This window comes from Sorangiineae bacterium MSr11367 (assembly GCA_037157805.1).
GTDB lineage: Bacteria > Myxococcota_A > Polyangia > Polyangiales > Polyangiaceae > Pendulispora > Pendulispora rubella.
This window is the reverse complement of record CP089983.1, coordinates 2,342,812-2,360,603: the sequence shown is the minus strand read 5'-3', so window position 1 is coordinate 2,360,603 and position 17,792 is coordinate 2,342,812. Positions and strand designations below refer to the sequence as shown.

Below are 17,792 nucleotides of genomic sequence, written 5' to 3'. Positions count from 1 at the left end.
CGCGCACGCGCTCGTGCTCGATCCTCTAGCCGCCTACCCCTAGCCGCCCTCCCCCGCCGCCCTCAAAAACCGGACGATCTCCTCGTGCACCTCCACCGGCTTTTCCTCGTTCAACCAGTGGGTCGCGTCCGGAAAGCGCTTCACGGTCAGGTCCGTCACGTGTTTCTCGAGTCCGTCGACCTGGGACGGGTGCAGGGCGAGGTCCTTCTCGCCCCAGAGCACCAGGGTCGGCCGCGTGATGACGGGGATCTCGTGGTGCCAGCGCGACGCCGCGCGGTAGTAGTTCACCATGCAGCGCGCGGCGCCGGGCTTGCGGACGGCATCGGTGTATGTCGCGAGGTCTTCCTTCGAGAAGACGCCCGGCCCGTACAAGCGAAGCATGCGCGCGAGCGTGCCTTTGCGCGCGAGCATGCGCTCGGGCAAAAACGGCAGCTGAAAGAGGAACACGTACCAAGCGCGTATGCGCTGCGCCTGACTTCGAAAAAGCGATTTGCGGAACACATTGGGATGCGGCCCGTTCAAGATCACCAGGCGCTCGACGAGCTCGGGGTGCGCCGCCGTGACGTGAAAGGCGACGACCCCGCCCCAGTCATGCCCAACGAGATGCACCCTCTCGTAGCCGAGCGCGTGCACCAACGCGCGCACGTCGGCCACGAGGTGCTCCGTCTTGTAGTCGGCCACCGCCTGCGGCTTGTCCGACTGCCCATAGCCGCGCATGTCCGGCGCAATCACGCGAAACCCTGCATCGGCCAACGTCGGCAGGTTCTTACGCCACGTGTACGAGTTCTGCGGGAAGCCGTGAAGCAAGACGATCGGAGGCCCGTCTCCCTTCGACGTCACGGAGAGCGTGACCCCCGAAGCGAGTGCCATCCGCCGCCCTTCGAAATCCGCACCGTTCTTCATGAGCGGTCAGGGTTACGTGTGTTGGGCATGCCCTCAAGAGAAACGAACGAGCACAAACGAGACGTGGGGCAACGAACCGAATCGTTGCCCCACTTTGAACTACGTTATTGCCAAAGGCCCGGCCTTGTGGGCCGTTCCTGACTAGCGAGAGAACTTACTTCTTCGGCTTCTCGGTCGCCGCCTTCGCGGGGGCAGCGGCCTTCGCCGAGGGGCCCTTGCCGAGAACCCAAGCGAGGGTGACAAGAGCGGCTTCGCGCTTGCCCGACGCGCTTGCGCCGTCGACCTTCGCCACGGTGTCGGCCTTCTTGGCCTTCGGCTTCTGGTGCGTGATCGTGCCGTCGTCGTTGACGGTGACCTTGGTGCCGTCGTCGCCCGCGAGCTCGTCGCCCGCGCCGAACTTCAGGCCCGAAGCCGAGCCACCCGAGACGGCGCCGTCCGAGGTGACCGAGAAGACGGTCGTGCCCGACGCATCGGAGATGCTGTCGGCCGAGACCTTGCCCACCGGCTTGCCGTCGGCGGTGATGGATCCGTCGCTCGCGACCTCGATCGCCTTAACCTTGCCGGCCTTCGGCGTGATCTTCAACGCAACGACGTTGATAGCCGGGGGCGGCGGCGGCGGGGGCGGGGGTTCCGGCGCGGGCGGCGGAGTCGTCGCGACGGGTTCCGGTGCGGGGGGCGGAGGCGGCGGTGCTGCGGGCACAGCCTCCTCTTGGGTCTTGGGCGGGGGAGCTTCGTCTCCGCCGCAGGCCGAGATCCCCATCGTAAGTGCCGCAATGGCGGCGATAACCTTGAGAGTGCTGGCTCGCATGCGGGGGACCCTAACAGTCTCCGCGAAACGAAACAATATCACGATGCGTTCCAAACGCGATTTTGCGTCGCACCGGGTCAAAAGCCCCGCTCGAGCTTATAGAACGCCCGGTTTCGGCCGAAATTTTCACCCTCTGCTCCTCGAAAGCGCCCATTCGATGCCCTTCTAAACCTTCTTCATCTTCCACCGACCTCGCCGAAAGATCGCGGCGGATAGGACGGCCAGAGTCGAATAGGAAAAGGCCAGGGCGACGAACACGCCGCGTGCTCCGAGTGAGGTGTGCTGCGAGAGCCACCAGGCGATGGGCAATTGGAGCACCCAAAATGAGAGGAAGTTGAGGATGGTGGGCGTCCAGGTGTCGCCGGCACCATTGAAGGATTGGGAGAGCACCATCCCATATCCGTAGAACAGGAAGCCGGCGCTCACGATGCGAAGGCAGGAGACGCCATACGAATGGACGGCGTCGTCGGGAGTGAAGAGGCTCACCAGTGCGGGCGCGAAGACGATGAAGAGGAATCCGAGCCCGCCGAGGATCACGGCGTTGTACGCACCGGCGCGCCAGACACACTTCTCGGCGCGGTCCGGATGTCCCGCGCCCAGGTTCTGTCCCACCAACGTGGCCGCAGCATTGCTGACGCCGAACGACGGGAGCAGCGCGAACATGATGATACGCAGACCAATGGTGTACCCGGCGAGCGGCACGCTGCCGAAGTCCGAGATGATGCGCACCAGCCCGACGTAGCTCGTGGTGGACACGAGGATCTGAACGGTGCCCGAAACGGACATGCGCAGCACGCTGCCCATCACACCGAAATCGAGACCGAGTGTTTCGCGCGAGATGGTGATGCGGCTTCGCCCGCGGGTGAGCAGGTACAGCTGATACAGCACGGCGGTGCCGCGCCCGATGGTCGTGGCCACCGCCGCACCCGTGACCCCCAACGCGGGAAAAGGTCCCACGCCGAAGATGAAGCACGGGCCGAGCACGATGTTCAGGATGTTGCCCAGCCAAAGGACGCGCATGGCGAAGGCCGCATCCCCCGCACCGCGGAAGATCGCGTTGATGAGGAATAGGAGAAACACGGTCATGTTGCCACCGAGCATCACCTGCGTGAAACGCGAGCCCGTCGCCACGACCTCGGGTGTGGCGCCCATCATGCGCAGTAGGGACGAAGCATTCGTGGCGCACACGATGCCGATCAGCGCGGACATGCCCACGCCGAGCGCGATCGCCTGCACGGCGGCGCGCCCCGCTTCCACTGGCTTCTTCTCACCGATGCGGCGCGCGACGAGCGCCATTGCCCCGATGGAGACCCCCATCGCCACCGAGTACATGATGACCATCATCGACTCGGTGAGGCCAACGATGGCGGTCGCATTCGCTCCGAGGTGCGAGACCCAGAAGACGTCCGCGACCGCGAAGATGGACTCCATGATCATCTCCATGACCATGGGAATGGCGAGCATGACCACGGACCGGCCGATGGGCGCCGTGGTGTGATCGATGGGCGCGCCGCGGAGCGCATCGCGCACGAGCCTCCAGGCGGAGGCAAAGCCTCGCGACGGTGCCTCGTTCACGGGATGGCCCGCAGGCTGGCTCGAATCGACCATAAGGGAGAACGCGATAAGGTCCGCCGAGGATGCCGGCAAGGCCTCATCCGTTGGACAGCGTCACCGCAATTCCTTGCCCGACGCCGATGCACGCCGTGGCGAGACCGTTCTTCTTTCCGCGAAGCTTTAGTTCGTGCGCCAGCGTCCCCACGAGGCGCGCCCCCGAGCAGCCCAATGGATGTCCAAGGGCGATCGCGCCGCCGTTGGGGTTCACCTTGCTGCGATCCAACTCCGGCCACGCCGCGAAGCATGCGAGGACCTGTGCGGCGAAGGCCTCGTTCAATTCGACGACGTCCAAGTCGGAGACGGCCAAATCGCCCCGCTTGAGCGCGCGCTGCGAAGCCTCCACGGGGCCGAGGCCAAAAAGTTGCGGCTCGATTCCGCTGACCGCAACGGAACGAATGCGCGCGAGTGGCGTCAGGTCGAGCTCCCGCATCCCACGGGCAGATGTTAAGAGGAGGGACGCCGCACCGTCGTTCATGGGCGACGCGTTGCCTGCCGTCACGGTCCCCTTGGACGTGCGAAAGACGGGGCGCAGCTTGGCCAGCTTCTCCAGGCTCGTGTCCGCGCGGACGCATTCGTCGCGAACGAGCTCCCAAGGGCCGCGGATCACTTCCGCATCGTAGCGGCCACTCTCCCATGCGGCGTGCGCACGGCGATGGCTCTCGACCGCAAACTCGTCCTGGGCTGCGCGGGCGATTTCGTACTTTTCCGCAAGGATCTCGGCGCCCTCCCCCATCGCGACGGTCCACTCGGACGGCATCGCGGGATTGGTCATACGCCACCCGAGGCGCGTGCTGAACGTGGGCAGCTCGCGCGGAAAGGCATCCTCCGGCGCAGGAATGACGAAGGGCGACCGAGTCATCGACTCGACGCCACCGGCGATGCACACATCCGCCTCACCGAGCGCGATCGCACGGTACGCGGAGATCACCGCCTCCATTCCGGAGCCGCACAACCGGTTCACGGTTGCAGCGGGGACGGACACGGGAAGACCTGAGAGCAACACGGCCATCCTGGCCACGTTGCGGTTGTCTTCGCCGGCCCCATTCGCATTGCCCGCGTACACCTCGTCGAGGCGTTCACCAACGCGGGGATGGCGTTTCGCCAGGGCGCGAAACACGGCGGCTAACAGATCATCCGGCCGAACCTTGGCAAGCCCGCCGCCGAGGCGGCCCAAGGGCGTACGTAGAGCATCAACTACGAAAACTTCCGCCATGAACACCGTCTATAATCGACAAAAGCTCGCGACGCGACGCCTGGACGCGCCAGACGCGCGCCGCGATTCGGTGTTCGTGGCACGACCGTGCCTGCCTGCTAGGCGGAGCGACGCTGAGCGTCGTCCTCGGCGCCTTCGACAGCGCGCTCCGGCTCGGTCCCTGGCGAGGACTCTTCCGTCGCCGCGGCGACAGTCTCGCCTTCCTTCTTGGCCTCGGCAGGCTGTGCTGCCGTCTTGGTGCGGGCCTCTTCCATACGACGGCGGTGACCGGCGCCACGCGCCTCGCCCCCACGACGGCCAATTTCGGCCATGTGGGCGCGGTTCTGACTTACCGCGACCCCCCCCTTGCGACCCGCTGCGCGAGCTTCATCACTGGTGAACTCGTGGGCGCTCCCACGTTCGTGCGCAGCTTTACCGCCCTGTCGCGCGATCTGACGCTGACGCTCCGGATCCATGCTTCCAAAGCCGCGCTTCTTCGTTGCAGGGTTCGTCTCGTTACTAGGCATGACTAAACTCCATCTGAATCTGACTGCTGGTAGGGTCCACCCCGACGCTAGTGCAGAGTGCGTGCCGGCGGCGAGGTCGCCTTTCTCCGTACCCAACAATCCGAATGCTTGTGGCATTTCACGACCCTTGTAGCGATCGCGAGAAGCCTCGCGAAAATGTGGCGCCCTCATCACCCGCAGAATCTGCGCCGGTTCGCATACTTGCGGTCTCTTGGATCATGGCCGATCCACGGCAATTCGTGGGAGGTCGCGAAGCGGGCTGCAGATTGTGCGTGCCACGCGATACCGTGCACGAGGGGCAGGATGGCGCGTCAAACAGCCTATTGCGTCAGCTTCCCGCGCCCGCTCGGGCTGGTGGCGAAAACGGTCGCGCGCGTTTTGCGCGATTGCGCACTCATGGGCAATATTCCGGAAAGTTGCGCGAAATCCGTAAACGGACGTTAAGATACGCGGTAACGTTCCAGCCGACCGGACAAGAGGACTCCGTCCCCATAGCTACGCAACGCGTCATATAGGGAAGAGACTCGGGCGGGCGGGATTGCTTGACGTGGAGATCCGACTTTCTTATACGGCGGGGGCCCGAGTTCCCCCCCGACGGGGGAAGGGTGACGGTCGTGTACCCCGATGAGCACCTCGTTCTCCCTTCCCGAGTCCAAGCCCCTCGAAGCTGCCGCAAGCCTGCGTTTTGCCGACTTCGTGGCGCTTACCAAGCCGCGAATCACCGCGATGGTGATCATCACGGCGGCCGGCGGAATGTGCCTCGCGCCGCCGCAAGTCTCGGCGATGACGATGGTGATGCTCCTCCTCGGGATGGGCCTCATCGTCTCCGGCGCCAACGCGCTCAACATGTACATCGAGCGCGATATCGACGCGCACATGGTTCGTACGCGCAAGCGCCCCCTCCCCGCCGGGCGCATGTCGCCCAAGACGGCGCTGTGGTTTGGCGTGGCGATTTCCATCATTTCGGTGCCCATTCTGGCGATAGGCGTCAACGCCACGACCGCCCTATTGGGCGTGCTGGCCAACGTCAGCTATGTGCTCGGGTACACGCCGCTCAAACAGCGCTCCCACGTGGCGCTCTTCGTCGGCGCCGTGCCGGGTGCCATTCCGCCACTCATGGGGTGGACCGCCTCGACGGCCCATTGCGATGCCGGAGGCCTCGCGCTGTTTGCCATTCTTTTCTTCTGGCAGATTCCGCACTTCCTCGCGATCGCGCTGTTCCGCAAAGAGGATTACGCGCGCGCCGGCCTTCACGTGATGCCCAATGTATTGGGCATTTCCGCCACGAAACAGAGCATCATCACGCATACCGGCGCCTTGGTTGCGTCCACACTGCTCATTTTCCCACTCGGGATTGCGGGACGTGGGTATTTGCTGACCGCGTTCGTGCTTGGCTGCGTCTTTTTGGGGTGGGCGTCGTACGGGCTACGTGAAAGCTCCGGCAACAAGTGGGCGCGTTCGCTGTTCTTCTACAGCATCGCCTATCTGGTCCTGCTCTTCATCGCCCTCGCCGCCGACGCGCGGGTTTAAGCCCCCAAAATTTTTCGCCGTGCAGGGCTCCGTACGCGGGCCCATGCCCCTGTCCGCAGTCCGACGGACGTGCACGTGGTCGTGCTCGTCTTCGGGCATGGGCAGGGGCACGGGCACGTGTACGGGGTGATTGCCCGGGCCCCGAGCTTTCCCTGTCGATTATTCCCCACCCCATGCGGTCTGGCCTTGTGCGGCGAGGGGTCCGTCTCCTATAAGGACGCCGCAACTTGCCCGCAGCGGGCAGGCCTCCCTCTCACGGTTCGAGATGGAGGTTTCCCGGCCCGACTCGCCCGCTCCTAGGCCACCCGAATGCAAATCTTCCCCCGGTCGCTCAACAAGCTCCCCCTGATCGCCGCCGTCGCAACGGTCGGACTCTTGGGAAGCGTGGTGTTTGTCTTCTGGTACTACTTCTCGCCCAAGAATCTGCAGGTCGGCTACGCGCCGGTCCAGCCGGTTCCGTACAGCCACAAGCTGCACGTCGGCCAACTCGGCATGGATTGCCGCTATTGCCACGCGAACATCGAACGCGCGGCACATGCGATGATTCCGCCCACGCAAACCTGCATGGGATGCCACTCGGTCGTGAAGACCGAAAGCGCTCGTCTCGCGAACGTGCGCTCGAGTTGGGACACCGGCAAGGCGATCGAGTGGGTGAAAGTCCACAAGCTCCCCGAGCACACGTTCTTCGATCACAGTGCGCACCTTGCTGCTGGCGTTGGATGTGCGACCTGCCACGGTCGCATCGACGAGATGGAAATCGTCCGTCTCGATAAGCCGATCAGCATGGGTTGGTGCCTCGAGTGTCACCGCGATCCCACGCCAAGTCTCCGGCCCAAAGATCAAATCACCAACATGGATTGGCGGCCCGAAATGGCCCCCGCTGGCTGGCAGCCGCCCAGCGTGAATCCCCCCAAGCACTGCTCAGGGTGCCACCGATGAAACGCAAGCCGTACACCTTCCAAGACGTCGCCTCCACGTCATCCTCGGGCGCCAAAGTCTTCTGGAAGAGCATCGAAGAGAAAGAGTCCGCCGACAACCTTCAGTCGATGAAGGAAGCGGAGTTCCCGTTTGGCTTGGCCAAGCAGGTCGAGAAGGCGAAAGACGAAGGCGATGAAGCCCCGGTCTTCTCCGTCGATCGCCGGAACTTCCTGAAGTTCGGCTCCGCGGTCACCGCGCTGTTCGGCCTCGAGGGCTGCGTCCGCCGCCCCGTCGAGAAGCTCGTTCCGTACACCCGCGCGCCCGAGCAGGTGATCCCGGGCATCCCGAATCACTACGCCTCGGTCCTCAACCGCCGCGGTGAAGCGCTCGGCGTTCTCGTGGAGAGCCACGAGGGACGTCCGACGAAGATCGAAGGCAATCCGGACCACCCCGCGAGCCGCGGCGGCACGGACACGATTGCCCAGGCGATGATCTGGGATCTGTACGATCCCGATCGCTCGACGACGCCGCTCAACGCGAACGCCGCCGCCAAGTGGGATCAGTTCCAGGCTTACTTCGCGTCGACCTTGAAGACCCATGAGGCCGACCAGGGTGCGCGTCTGCGCGTGCTCGCGGAGCCGAGCAACTCGCCGACGTTCCTCCGTCTGCGCGATGCAGTCCGCGCGCGCTTTCCGCAGGCGAAGTTCCACACGTACTCGCCAGTCGACGACGGCAATGCGCGCGAGGGTGCACGCATCGCCTTCGGCCAGCCGCTCAACACGCTGTACGACTATGCGCGCGCCAAGGTGATCGTTTCGCTCGAGGCCGACTTCCTCGAGACCGAGGCGGGCAGCGTTCGTGCGACGCGTCTGTTCGGCGAAGGTCGCCGCGTTCGTTCGCCAGGCGACTCGATGAGCCGCCTATACGTCGTCGAGTCGACGCACAGCCTCACCGGCGCCAATTCGGATCACCGCCTGCGCCTCGCGTCGGGCGACATCGAGCGCTACGCGCGTCTCCTCGCGAAGGAAGTCGCGGCCCTCGGTGTGGATCTCGGCAAGGTCGGCAGCGCGCTCGGTGCGGCCGATGCGTCGGGCATCCCCGAGAAGTGGCTCAAGGTCGTAGCCAAGGAGCTTTCGGCTAACCGCGGTCGTGCGATCGTGGTCGTCGGCTCGAGGCAGCCGGCCAGCGTCCACGCCCTCGCGCACGCGTTGAACCGCGCGCTCGGGTCCGTGGGCCAGACGGTGCACTACGCACCGGTGGCCGATCCGCACGAGGACACGGCGGCGGACCTGCGCACGCTCGCGCGTGACCTCGACTCCGGCAAGGTCGATACCCTGCTCCTTCTGGGCGGCAACCCGGTGTACGACGCGGCCGGCGATTTGAAGTTCGCCGACAAGCTGGGCAAGGCGAAGAACACGATTCATCTGTCGTCGCACGTCAACGAGACCAGCGAGAAGTGCACGTGGCACCTGCCGCGCACGCACGAGCTGGAGGCGTGGGGCGATCAGCGTTCGCTCGACGGAACGTGGAGCGTTCAGCAGCCGATGATTCTGCCGCTGCACGGCAGCAAGAGCGAGATCGAGATCCTCGCGCTGATGGTGCCGGAGCTCGCGAACAAGAAGAGCTACGACCTCGTGCGCGACACGATGCGCGCAGCTTCACCGACGCCGGCCGCAGGGCTGGCGGTGGCCACGCCCGCGGCGACCGATCCGGTCGTCCCGGCAGCTTCTGGCGCCTCGGCAACGCCCGCGGCTCCTGCCGCCGGTGCAGCGAGTGCGAAGGCTTCGGCAGGGCTCATTCACCCGAATGCGCCGCCGCCGGCCAAGCCCGATCCCAAGGCATTCGCGGTGGCCGGTGTTGCGGCCGTCGGTGCGAAGGCCGCGGCCCCTGGGCAAGCTCCCGCCGCCCCGCCGGCCGCTCCCGTTGCGACGCCTCCCGCGGCTCCGAGCCTCGCGGCGTTCGACTTCGAGCGTCAGTGGAAGACGGCGCTGCAGAAGGGCATCATCGGCGGAAGCGCTCCGACGTCGTTCACGCCCTCGGACGTGCGCGCGGACGACATCGTCGCGGAGCTCTCCAAGGCGGCCAAGAAGGGTGGCGGCGCGCAGGGCCTCGAGGCCGTGTTCCTCCCCGACCCGAAGCTGCACGCCGGCGAGCACGCGAACAACCCGTGGCTGCTCGAGCTGCCCGACACCATGACGAAGATCGTCTGGGACAACGCGGCGCTCCTCTCCAAGAAGACGGCCGACGAGAAGGGCATCAAGAACGGTGACCTCATCAAGGTCTCCCGCGGCGATGCCTCCATCACGATTGCCGCGTGGATCCTCCCCGGCCAGGCCGACAACTCGATTGGCCTCCGCCTCGGCTGGGGTCGCGCCAAGCCCGGCCGCTACGGCAAGGGTCACGGCTTCGACGTCAACCCGCTCCGCTCGTCCGAGGCGCCCGGATTCGTCTCCGGCGTCAACATCGAGAAGACCGGCACGACGTACGACCTCACGCAGACGCAGGACCACGACTCGATGGAAGGCCGCCCGGTCGCCATCGACGCGACCCTCGAAGAGTACCGCGCGAACCCGTCGTTCACGCAGTACCGGAGCACGAACCCCAAGACCCTCCCGCTGTGGAACAAGGTGGACTACTCGAAGGGTCACCAGTGGGGCATGTCGATCGACTTGAGCCAGTGCACGGGTTGCAACGCGTGCATCATCGCTTGCCAGGCGGAGAACAACATTCCGACCGTCGGCAAGACCCAAGTCGGCCGCGGCCGTGAAATGCACTGGCTGCGCATCGACCGCTACTTCGTCGGCAACGACGTCGCGGATCCGCAGGTCGCCCTGCAACCGCTGGCGTGCGTCCACTGCGAGGAAGCCCCCTGCGAGAACGTCTGCCCGGTCAACGCCACGGAGCACAGCCCCGAAGGCTTGAACGACATGGCGTACAACCGCTGCATCGGCACGCGCTACTGCGCGAACAACTGCCCGTACAAGGTCCGCCGGTTCAACTACCTCGAGTTCCAGGGCGACCCGCTCTACGGCGACATGCCGGAGACGACGAAGATGCAGTTCAACCCGAACGTCACCGTTCGTATGCGCGGCGTCATGGAGAAGTGCACGTACTGCGTGCAGCGCATCCAGGAAGCCAAGATCTCCGAGAAGCGCACGGGCAAGCCGCTGCGCGACCAGAGCTTCACCACGGCGTGCGCGCAAGCGTGCCCCGCGGGCGGCATCGTGTTCGGCGACCTCAACGACCCCAAGTCGCGCGTCGCCGAGCTCCGCAAGCGTGACCGCAGTTATGCGCTCCTCGCCGACCTCGGTACGCACCCGCGCACCACCTACCTCGGCAAGATCCGCAACCCGAACAAGGAAATGGCCTAACCGCCGCCTCGTTCTCACCGACTCATCGTCCCAACCGGATACCCCGACTCACCGGAACCTGCATATGGCTTCGTACAAGCTCCCCATCAAGGAAATCGGCGAAATCCCGCTGGTGAAAGAGGGCGAAACGTTCGCCTCCATCACCGAGCGCGTCGCCCGCGTGACCGAGACCAAGGCGCCGAAAGCGTGGTGGGCCGCCTTCGGTCTCGCACTGACGGCAACGGTCATCCTGTTCTCCGCCGTTGGCTTCCTGTTCTGGCAGGGCGTCGGCGTCTGGGGAAACAACTCGCCGGTCTACTGGGGCTGGGACATCACGAACTTCGTCTGGTGGATCGGTATCGGTCACGCCGGCACGCTGATCAGCGCCGTGTTGTTCCTCTTCCGCCAGAAGTGGCGCACGTCGATCAACCGCTTCGCCGAAGCGATGACGATCTTCGCCGTCATCTGCGCCTTGCTGTACCCGGGCATCCACGTCGGTCGCGCGTGGGTCGCCTACTACATGTTCCCGATTCCGAACCAGATGAGCATCTGGCCGAACTTCAAGAGCCCGCTCATCTGGGACGTGTTCGCGGTCAGCACCTACTTCACGGTGTCGCTGCTCTTCTGGTACGTCGGCCTCATCCCCGACCTGGCCACCCTGCGTGACCGCGCGACGACCAACCTTCGCCGCACGGTCTACGGCGCGCTGGCCCTCGGGTGGCGCGGTTCGAACCGCCACTGGCAGAACTACGAGCGCGCGTACCTGATTCTGGCGGCCATCTCCACGCCGCTGGTTCTCTCGGTGCACAGCGTCGTTTCGTTCGACTTCGCCACCTCGCTCATGCCTGGCTGGCACACGACGATCTTCCCGCCGTACTTCGTCGCCGGCGCCGTCTTCAGCGGGTTCGCGATGGTTATGTCGCTGATGCTCGTCTGCCGCATCGTGTACGGCGTGCGCAGCATCGTGACGATGCAGCACCTCGAGCTGATGAACAAGATCATGCTCGTGACGGGCAGCCTCGTTGGCTACGCGTACGCGATGGAGTTCTTCATCGCCTGGTACAGCGGCAACGACTACGAGCGCTTCACGTTCATCAACCGCGCGACGGGTCCGTACGCCTGGGCGTACTGGACGATGATCACCTGCAACGTCATCTCGCCGCAGCTGTTCTGGTCGAAGAAACTCCGCACCAACATCCCGCTGATGTTCGTCATCTCGATCGTCATCAACATCGGTATGTGGTTCGAGCGCTTCGTCATCATCGCGACCTCGCTGCACCGCGACTTCATCCCCGGTTCGTGGGGTTACTTCCGGCCGACGATCATCGACATCTGCACCTACGGCGGAACGCTCGGCCTGTTCATGACGCTGTTCCTTCTGTTCATCCGCTGGGTTCCGATGATTGCCATCGCCGAGGTCAAGGGCGTCCTCCCCGAGGCCGACCCGCACCACGGTGATGACCACGGTCACGAAGGGGCACACGATTCGGCGGCCGATGCTGCCTTGGCGCCGGCGGAGTGAGGCATACGAGTCATGAGTGACGACGATTCCCGCAACAAGAAGACGCTGAAGGAAGGCCTCCCGCGCGAGGAGCGTGAGAGCGCCGATCAAGACGGCAACGTGCCCGAGGCTCCGTTCTCCGAGCGTGATGCCGCAATCCTCGCCGACAAGGTGCAGGACCACCAAGGCGCGAAGCCGATGGCGCACACGCCGCACGGCAAAGAGGACATCGCGCAAGGTGCGAAGCCCGTTCCGCCGGCCGACTCGGACGACGAGGAGCCGCTCGGCACGTACAAGAAGATCGACCCGCAAGACCGCGAGTCGGGATCTCACCGCGGCGCCGCGCGCAAGCACGACGACCCGAAGACGAAGGCCCTCAAGCCGAAGCTGCGCCCTGCCCTGCTCCTCGCGGAGTACCGCACCCCCGGCGAGTGTCTGCACGCCGCCGAGAAGCTCCGCGATGCGGGCTACACGAAGTTCGACGCGCACACGCCGTTCCCGGTGCACGGGATGGACCGCGCGATGGGCATGCCCGATTCGAAGCTCGGTTGGATCGTCATCGCGATGGGTCTCACCGGAACGACGCTGGCGTTCACCATGATGCACTGGATGAACAACATCGATTACCCGATCATCATCGGCGGAAAGCCGGCGGGTATCGCCAGCATCCCGTCGATGATTCCGATCATGTTCGAGCTGACCATCCTGCTGTCGGCCTTCGGCGCAGTGTTCGGCATGTTCGGACTGAATCGCCTCCCCCGCCACCACCACCCGGTGTTCGAGTCGGACCGCTTCCGCGCCTTCTCGAACGACAAGTTCTTCCTGTCGGTGGAAGTGGAAGATCCCAAGTTCAAGCTCGATCGGACGCGCGAATTGCTGGACAAGACGCACCCGTCGCACGTCGAGCTCGTCGAGGAGGAAGTTTGATGCGCGGCTTGTCTTCATTGGCGTTGGCAGCGGTGACGAGCCTCACCGCGCTCACGGGCCTGGCGGGCTGCCGCGGCGAGACGTCGCGCGAAACGCCGATCGTCCCCATTCGGAACATGTACTTCCAGCCTCGTTACAACATGCAGAACGAGAGCGAGTTCTTCGAGGACAAGCGCACCATGCGCGACCCCGTCGAAGGCACCGTCTCCCGCTCGGAGGAAGTCGATTCCCGCGTGGCCAAAGGCCGCACCGAGGACGACTCCTCGTACGTCGCGGTCGTCCCGAACGAGATGATCGCGCGCCACGGCGGCATGGAGGGTCTGGTGAAGCGTGGCCAGGATCGCTTCAACATCTACTGCACGCCCTGCCACGATAAGACGGGCGCGGGCGACGGCATGATCATCAAGCACGGCATGCTCAAGCCGCCGAGCTTCCACCAAGATCGCCTCCGCCATGCGCCGGACGGGCAGATCTTCGCCACCATCTCCAACGGCGTGCGCAACATGCCGGCGTACGCTCCGCAGATCCCCGTCGACGATCGCTGGGCCATCGTCTCGTACGTGCGCGCACTCCAGCTTAGCCAGGCACCCATTGCCGCGGAGACGAAGCCGTGAGCCAAGACGAGAAGAAAAAGACTCCCGCGGAAGACCAGCAGAGAGCGACCCGTCCGTCGCTCGCGAAGAAGAAGGGTCCCGACGCGGACGATCACATTCGCATCCCGGCGGGCTCCCCGTGGGACGGCGCGTGGAAGATTGCAGGCATCGTGGGCGCGCTCGGCCTCATCGCCTCGGCGGTGGGCTACGGCAGCAACGGCAAGCGCTTCGCGTTCTCGTACCTCTTCGCCTTCGAAGTGGTCCTCTCGATTGCCCTCGGCTCGATCTTCTTCGTGCTCGTTCAGCACCTGACGAGCGCGGGCTGGAGCGTCACCGTGCGCCGCACGGCGGAGTTCTTCGGGGTGGGCGTCGTCTCCCTCGTGGTGCTGTTCGCGCCGATCTGGCTCCTCAAGGACCAGATTTTCCCGTGGCTCTCCGAGCACCACGGTGGTGAACACGCCGAAATTTCAACGACGCATACGACCAGCGCCGCCCTCGACGAGCAAGCGGGACAGCCGGAGCACGCGGCGGAGCCGGGTGGCGCTCATGGCCATGGCGGGCCGGCGCGCGCGGCGGGTGGTCACGGACACGGTGGCGGCCTCCAGGCGGCCCACGGTGGTGGAGTTTTCACCAAGGGTGACCCGCACGAGGTGGCCGAGGAAGCCGTCCTGGCGAAGAAGAAGCCGTACCTCAATTCTGGGTTCTTCTCGATCCGCGCGGTGGTTTACCTCCTCGTGTGGGCGTTCCTGGCGTGGAAGCTTTTCCGCTACTCCGTCGACCAGGACACCTCCAAGGATCCGAAGCTCACCGTCGGCGTCCAGCGCTTCGCGCCGGTGGCGACCATCCTGTTCGCCCTGACGCTCACGTTCGCGGGCTTCGACTGGATCATGTCGCTCGACCCGTCGTGGTTCTCCACGATCTTCGGCGTCTACTGCTTCGCCGGCTGCGTGCTGGCTGGGCTCACGACCCTCACGCTCGTCACGATGGTGCTGCGCCGCTCGGGTCTGCTTCGCAAGGAAGTGACTACCGAGCACTACCATGACCTAGGAAAGCTCACCTTTGGCTTTCTGGTGTTTTGGGCGTACATCGGCTTCTCACAGTTCATGCTGATTTGGTATGCCGCCCTCCCGGAAGAGACGACCTTCTTCCACCACCGTTGGGACCACGGTCCGTGGTCGGCGGTGAGCCTGCTGCTCGTGTTCTCGCACTTCGTCTTCCCGTTCTTCCTCCTGATCTCGCGCAACACCAAGCGAAAGCTGGAAGTGCTCACCTTCGGTGCGGCCTGGATCCTGTTGATGCACGTGGTGGACATCTACTGGCTCGTGATGCCGAACTTCGGACAAGATGACTTCGCCTTCCACTGGCTGGATCTGACGTGCCTGCTGGGCATCGGCGGTATCTACCTCGCGACGGTCTTCTACATCATGCGCCAGCATCGGCTGATTCCGGTTGGAGATCCCCGCCTGCCTCGCGCCATCCACTTCGAGAACGCATAGGACTCCGGAAGGTCGCCGTTCGCGGCGACCGACTTTCCACGCAACAGAGGTTTCTCATGGCTACGGACAACAGCCCCCCGCGAATTCGACTCATCATGGTCATGGCCTTCGGCACTGTGGGGACGCTCTTTGTCTTGAAGTTCGTCTTCGACTCGTACTTCACCTTCATGTTCGAGGGTGAGGCCAAGGCGAAGATCGCAGCGCCCGCCGAGCTGGCGAAGCTGCACGAGGAAGAGACCAAGAAGCTGACGGGAAGCCCCATTCCGATCGACAAGGCGATGGGCGAGCTCGCGTCCAAGGGGCGCGAGTCTTCGACCCTCATCGCCCCGCAGCCGTCGCAGGATGACGGGCCCCTCACCGGCTGGTCGCAAGGCCTGCGCGCCAAAGCGGCGGCGAAGGCGGGTGAAGGCGCGGCCAACGATGCCCCGAAAAAGGCCGACGCGGCCACGCCGCCGTCGACCACGTCGGCCCAGGTGGGCGACGCGGGCGCCACTCCCCAGAAGACGGCCGAGGCGGCCGACGCTGGGCACCCGCACTGAACTGCGTCAGAAAACCGCTACGAAGAAGACTCGAATCGCTCCTACGAAGTACCCATGAAGCTACGAACCCTCCTCCTTGCTGCCTCGGTCGCCTTCTCCGCCCTCGTCGGGCCGGTGGGCGAGGCACATGCCGAGCGTGACAACACGCCGAAGGAGCTCAAGCACGTGGGCGTCGACGAGCACCTCGACGGACAGATCCCCCTCGACGCGACCTTCCGCGACGAGACGGGCGCGATGGTGCAGTTGAGCAAGTACTTCAAGGGAGAGCGGCCGGCCCTGTTCATCCTCGCCTACCACTCCTGCCCCGTGCTCTGCGGCATGGTGCAGAACGCGGCGGCGACGGCGATGAAGGAAATTCCCTGGACGGTCGGCAAAGAATACGACCTCGTCGTCATCAGCATCGACCCGCGCGATACGCCGGAAACGGCGTCGCAGAAGAAGGCGTCGATCTTGGCCGCGTACGGGCGCCCGGGTACGGAGAGCGGGGCGCACTACCTGGTCGGCGACAAGACGCAGATCGATCGCGTCGCCAACGCCATCGGCTTTCAATACGAGTACGACGAGCGGCAAGGCCAGTACGGCCACCCCGCGGTGGTCATGCTCACGAAGCCGAATGGGCAGATGGCCCGCTATCTTTACGGCCTCGAATACGATCCGAGGGATCTGCGCATCGGCCTCCTCGAGGCGGCCAACGGCCACTCGATCAGCACGATCGAGCAGGTCATTCTCTATTGCTATCACTATGACCCGCAGGACGGGAAATACACCCTCATGGCGACCCGCGTGATGCAACTCTCGGGTTTTGCCACGGTGCTCGCCCTCGGCTCTTTCCTCGGCATCATGTGGACGCGTGAACGCCGTCGCAAGAGGGCCGAGGTCGATGCTCGAAAAGCGGATTCATTGCATCACCGCACACCGGTCACGGAGAACTAAGCGTGGTAAGCCCCGACAATTTTCAACTACCCGAGCAGCTCTCGACCGGCGCCGCCGAGGTCGATGACCTCTACATGTTCGTCTACTGGTTCAGTCTGATCTTCACCGCGATCATCGTCGCGGTGATGATCTACTGCATCGTGAAGTTCCGCCGTCGTCCGGGGGTGAAGGCGGAACCCGTCGGACACAACCTGGTCATGGAGCTGGTTTGGACGTTCGGCCCGGTCGTCTTCATCGCCATCCTCTTCCACCTTGGTTTCAAGGTGTACGTGCACAACGCCGTCGCGCAGGAAGGCGCGATGGAGATTCGTGCGCGCGGCCGGCAGTGGCTCTGGGAGTTCCAGTACCCGAACGGCTCGACGGCGACGAACGAACTGAAGCTGCCCGTGGGCAAGCCGGTGAAGTTCATCATCTCGTCCGACGACGTGCTCCACAGCTTCTACGTGCCGGGCGCCCGTTTGAAGCGCGACGCCGTTCCGGGCATGTACACGAACATCACCTTCACGCCGACCAAGCTCGGTCCGATGCAAGTCTTCTGTGCGGAGTACTGCGGCACAAGCCACTCGGGCATGCTTGCCATGATCGAGGTCATGACCCCCGAGGCGTTCCAGAAGTTCCTCGACGAGGGTGACAAGCCCCCGGCAGGCACCTCTCCGGAAGAGTACGGCGCGACGCTCTACAAGAAGAACGCGTGCAACACCTGCCACTCCGTCGACGGCTCGAAGATGCCCGGACCGACCTGGAAGGGTCTCTGGGGCAAGCAAGAGCAAATGGCGGACGGGTCGACCGTGCAGGTCGACGAAAATTACGTCAAAGAATCCATCCTGAAGCCACAGGCGAAGATTGCGGCCGGGTTTACCACCACGCAAATGCCGCCCTTCACGCTGAAGGATCCACAGATTGACGCCATCATCGCCTACATGAAGACGCTGAAGTAGCGTTACTACGAGGACAGAAAGTC

15 protein-coding genes are annotated in these 17,792 nt (G+C 64.6%); 10 read left to right on the top strand and 5 right to left on the bottom strand.

Features of this window, described 5'->3' with window-relative positions; all coding sequences use genetic code 11:
* Positions 1 to 39: 39 nt before the first annotated feature.
* From LVJ94_09310 to LVJ94_09290, 5 genes are all read right to left on the bottom strand, one after another.
* Positions 40 to 903: an alpha/beta hydrolase gene (locus LVJ94_09310; GenBank protein WXB07431.1), complete on the bottom strand. Its 864-nt coding sequence runs from the start codon at positions 901 to 903 to the stop codon at positions 40 to 42.
* 154 nt (positions 904 to 1,057) lie between these two features.
* Complete coding sequence (locus tag LVJ94_09305; GenBank protein ID WXB07430.1) at positions 1,058 to 1,711, bottom strand: hypothetical protein; 654 nt, start codon at positions 1,709 to 1,711, stop codon at positions 1,058 to 1,060.
* Between the two features lie 165 nt (positions 1,712 to 1,876).
* Entirely contained in the window at positions 1,877 to 3,319 is a 1,443-nt protein-coding gene (locus LVJ94_09300) for an MATE family efflux transporter (GenBank protein ID WXB07429.1), read from the bottom strand.
* 43 nt (positions 3,320 to 3,362) lie between these two features.
* Entirely contained in the window at positions 3,363 to 4,538 is a 1,176-nt protein-coding gene (locus LVJ94_09295; GenBank protein WXB07428.1) for a thiolase family protein, read from the bottom strand.
* 98 nt (positions 4,539 to 4,636) lie between these two features.
* Positions 4,637 to 5,044 carry a hypothetical protein gene (locus tag LVJ94_09290; protein ID WXB07427.1) on the bottom strand — a complete coding sequence of 136 codons (408 nt, stop codon included), beginning with the start codon at positions 5,042 to 5,044 and terminating at the stop codon, positions 4,637 to 4,639.
* A gap of 624 nt (positions 5,045 to 5,668) precedes the next feature.
* Between LVJ94_09290 and cyoE the strand changes: the two genes are divergently transcribed.
* From cyoE to coxB, 10 genes are all read left to right on the top strand, one after another.
* Positions 5,669 to 6,574, top strand: coding sequence for a heme o synthase (gene cyoE / locus LVJ94_09285; GenBank protein ID WXB07426.1), 906 nt, complete (start codon positions 5,669 to 5,671; stop codon positions 6,572 to 6,574).
* Positions 6,575 to 6,883: 309 nt separating this feature from the next.
* Positions 6,884 to 7,513, top strand: a complete 630-nt coding sequence (locus tag LVJ94_09280) for a cytochrome c family protein (GenBank protein ID WXB07425.1) — start codon at positions 6,884 to 6,886, stop codon at positions 7,511 to 7,513.
* Positions 7,510 to 10,863, top strand: coding sequence for a Fe-S-cluster-containing hydrogenase (locus tag LVJ94_09275; GenBank protein WXB07424.1), 3,354 nt, complete (start codon positions 7,510 to 7,512; stop codon positions 10,861 to 10,863). Before LVJ94_09280 ends, LVJ94_09275 begins: the two co-directional genes overlap by 4 nt.
* A gap of 64 nt (positions 10,864 to 10,927) precedes the next feature.
* Positions 10,928 to 12,364 carry a polysulfide reductase NrfD gene (gene nrfD, locus LVJ94_09270; GenBank protein WXB07423.1) on the top strand — a complete coding sequence of 479 codons (1,437 nt, stop codon included), beginning with the start codon at positions 10,928 to 10,930 and terminating at the stop codon, positions 12,362 to 12,364.
* Between the two features lie 12 nt (positions 12,365 to 12,376).
* Positions 12,377 to 13,270: a DUF3341 domain-containing protein gene (locus tag LVJ94_09265; GenBank protein WXB07422.1), complete on the top strand. Its 894-nt coding sequence runs from the start codon at positions 12,377 to 12,379 to the stop codon at positions 13,268 to 13,270.
* Positions 13,270 to 13,884, top strand: a complete 615-nt coding sequence (locus tag LVJ94_09260; GenBank protein ID WXB07421.1) for a cytochrome c — start codon at positions 13,270 to 13,272, stop codon at positions 13,882 to 13,884. The genes LVJ94_09265 and LVJ94_09260 overlap by 1 nt, the downstream gene beginning before the upstream one ends.
* Positions 13,881 to 15,359: a hypothetical protein gene (locus LVJ94_09255; GenBank protein WXB07420.1), complete on the top strand. Its 1,479-nt coding sequence runs from the start codon at positions 13,881 to 13,883 to the stop codon at positions 15,357 to 15,359. Before LVJ94_09260 ends, LVJ94_09255 begins: the two co-directional genes overlap by 4 nt.
* A gap of 56 nt (positions 15,360 to 15,415) precedes the next feature.
* Positions 15,416 to 15,898, top strand: coding sequence for a hypothetical protein (locus tag LVJ94_09250; GenBank protein WXB07419.1), 483 nt, complete (start codon positions 15,416 to 15,418; stop codon positions 15,896 to 15,898).
* A gap of 54 nt (positions 15,899 to 15,952) precedes the next feature.
* Positions 15,953 to 16,831, top strand: a complete 879-nt coding sequence (locus LVJ94_09245; GenBank protein ID WXB07418.1) for an SCO family protein — start codon at positions 15,953 to 15,955, stop codon at positions 16,829 to 16,831.
* 2 nt (positions 16,832 to 16,833) lie between these two features.
* Positions 16,834 to 17,769: a cytochrome c oxidase subunit II gene (gene coxB / locus LVJ94_09240; GenBank protein WXB07417.1), complete on the top strand. Its 936-nt coding sequence runs from the start codon at positions 16,834 to 16,836 to the stop codon at positions 17,767 to 17,769.
* The last annotated feature ends 23 nt before the right edge of the window (positions 17,770 to 17,792 follow it).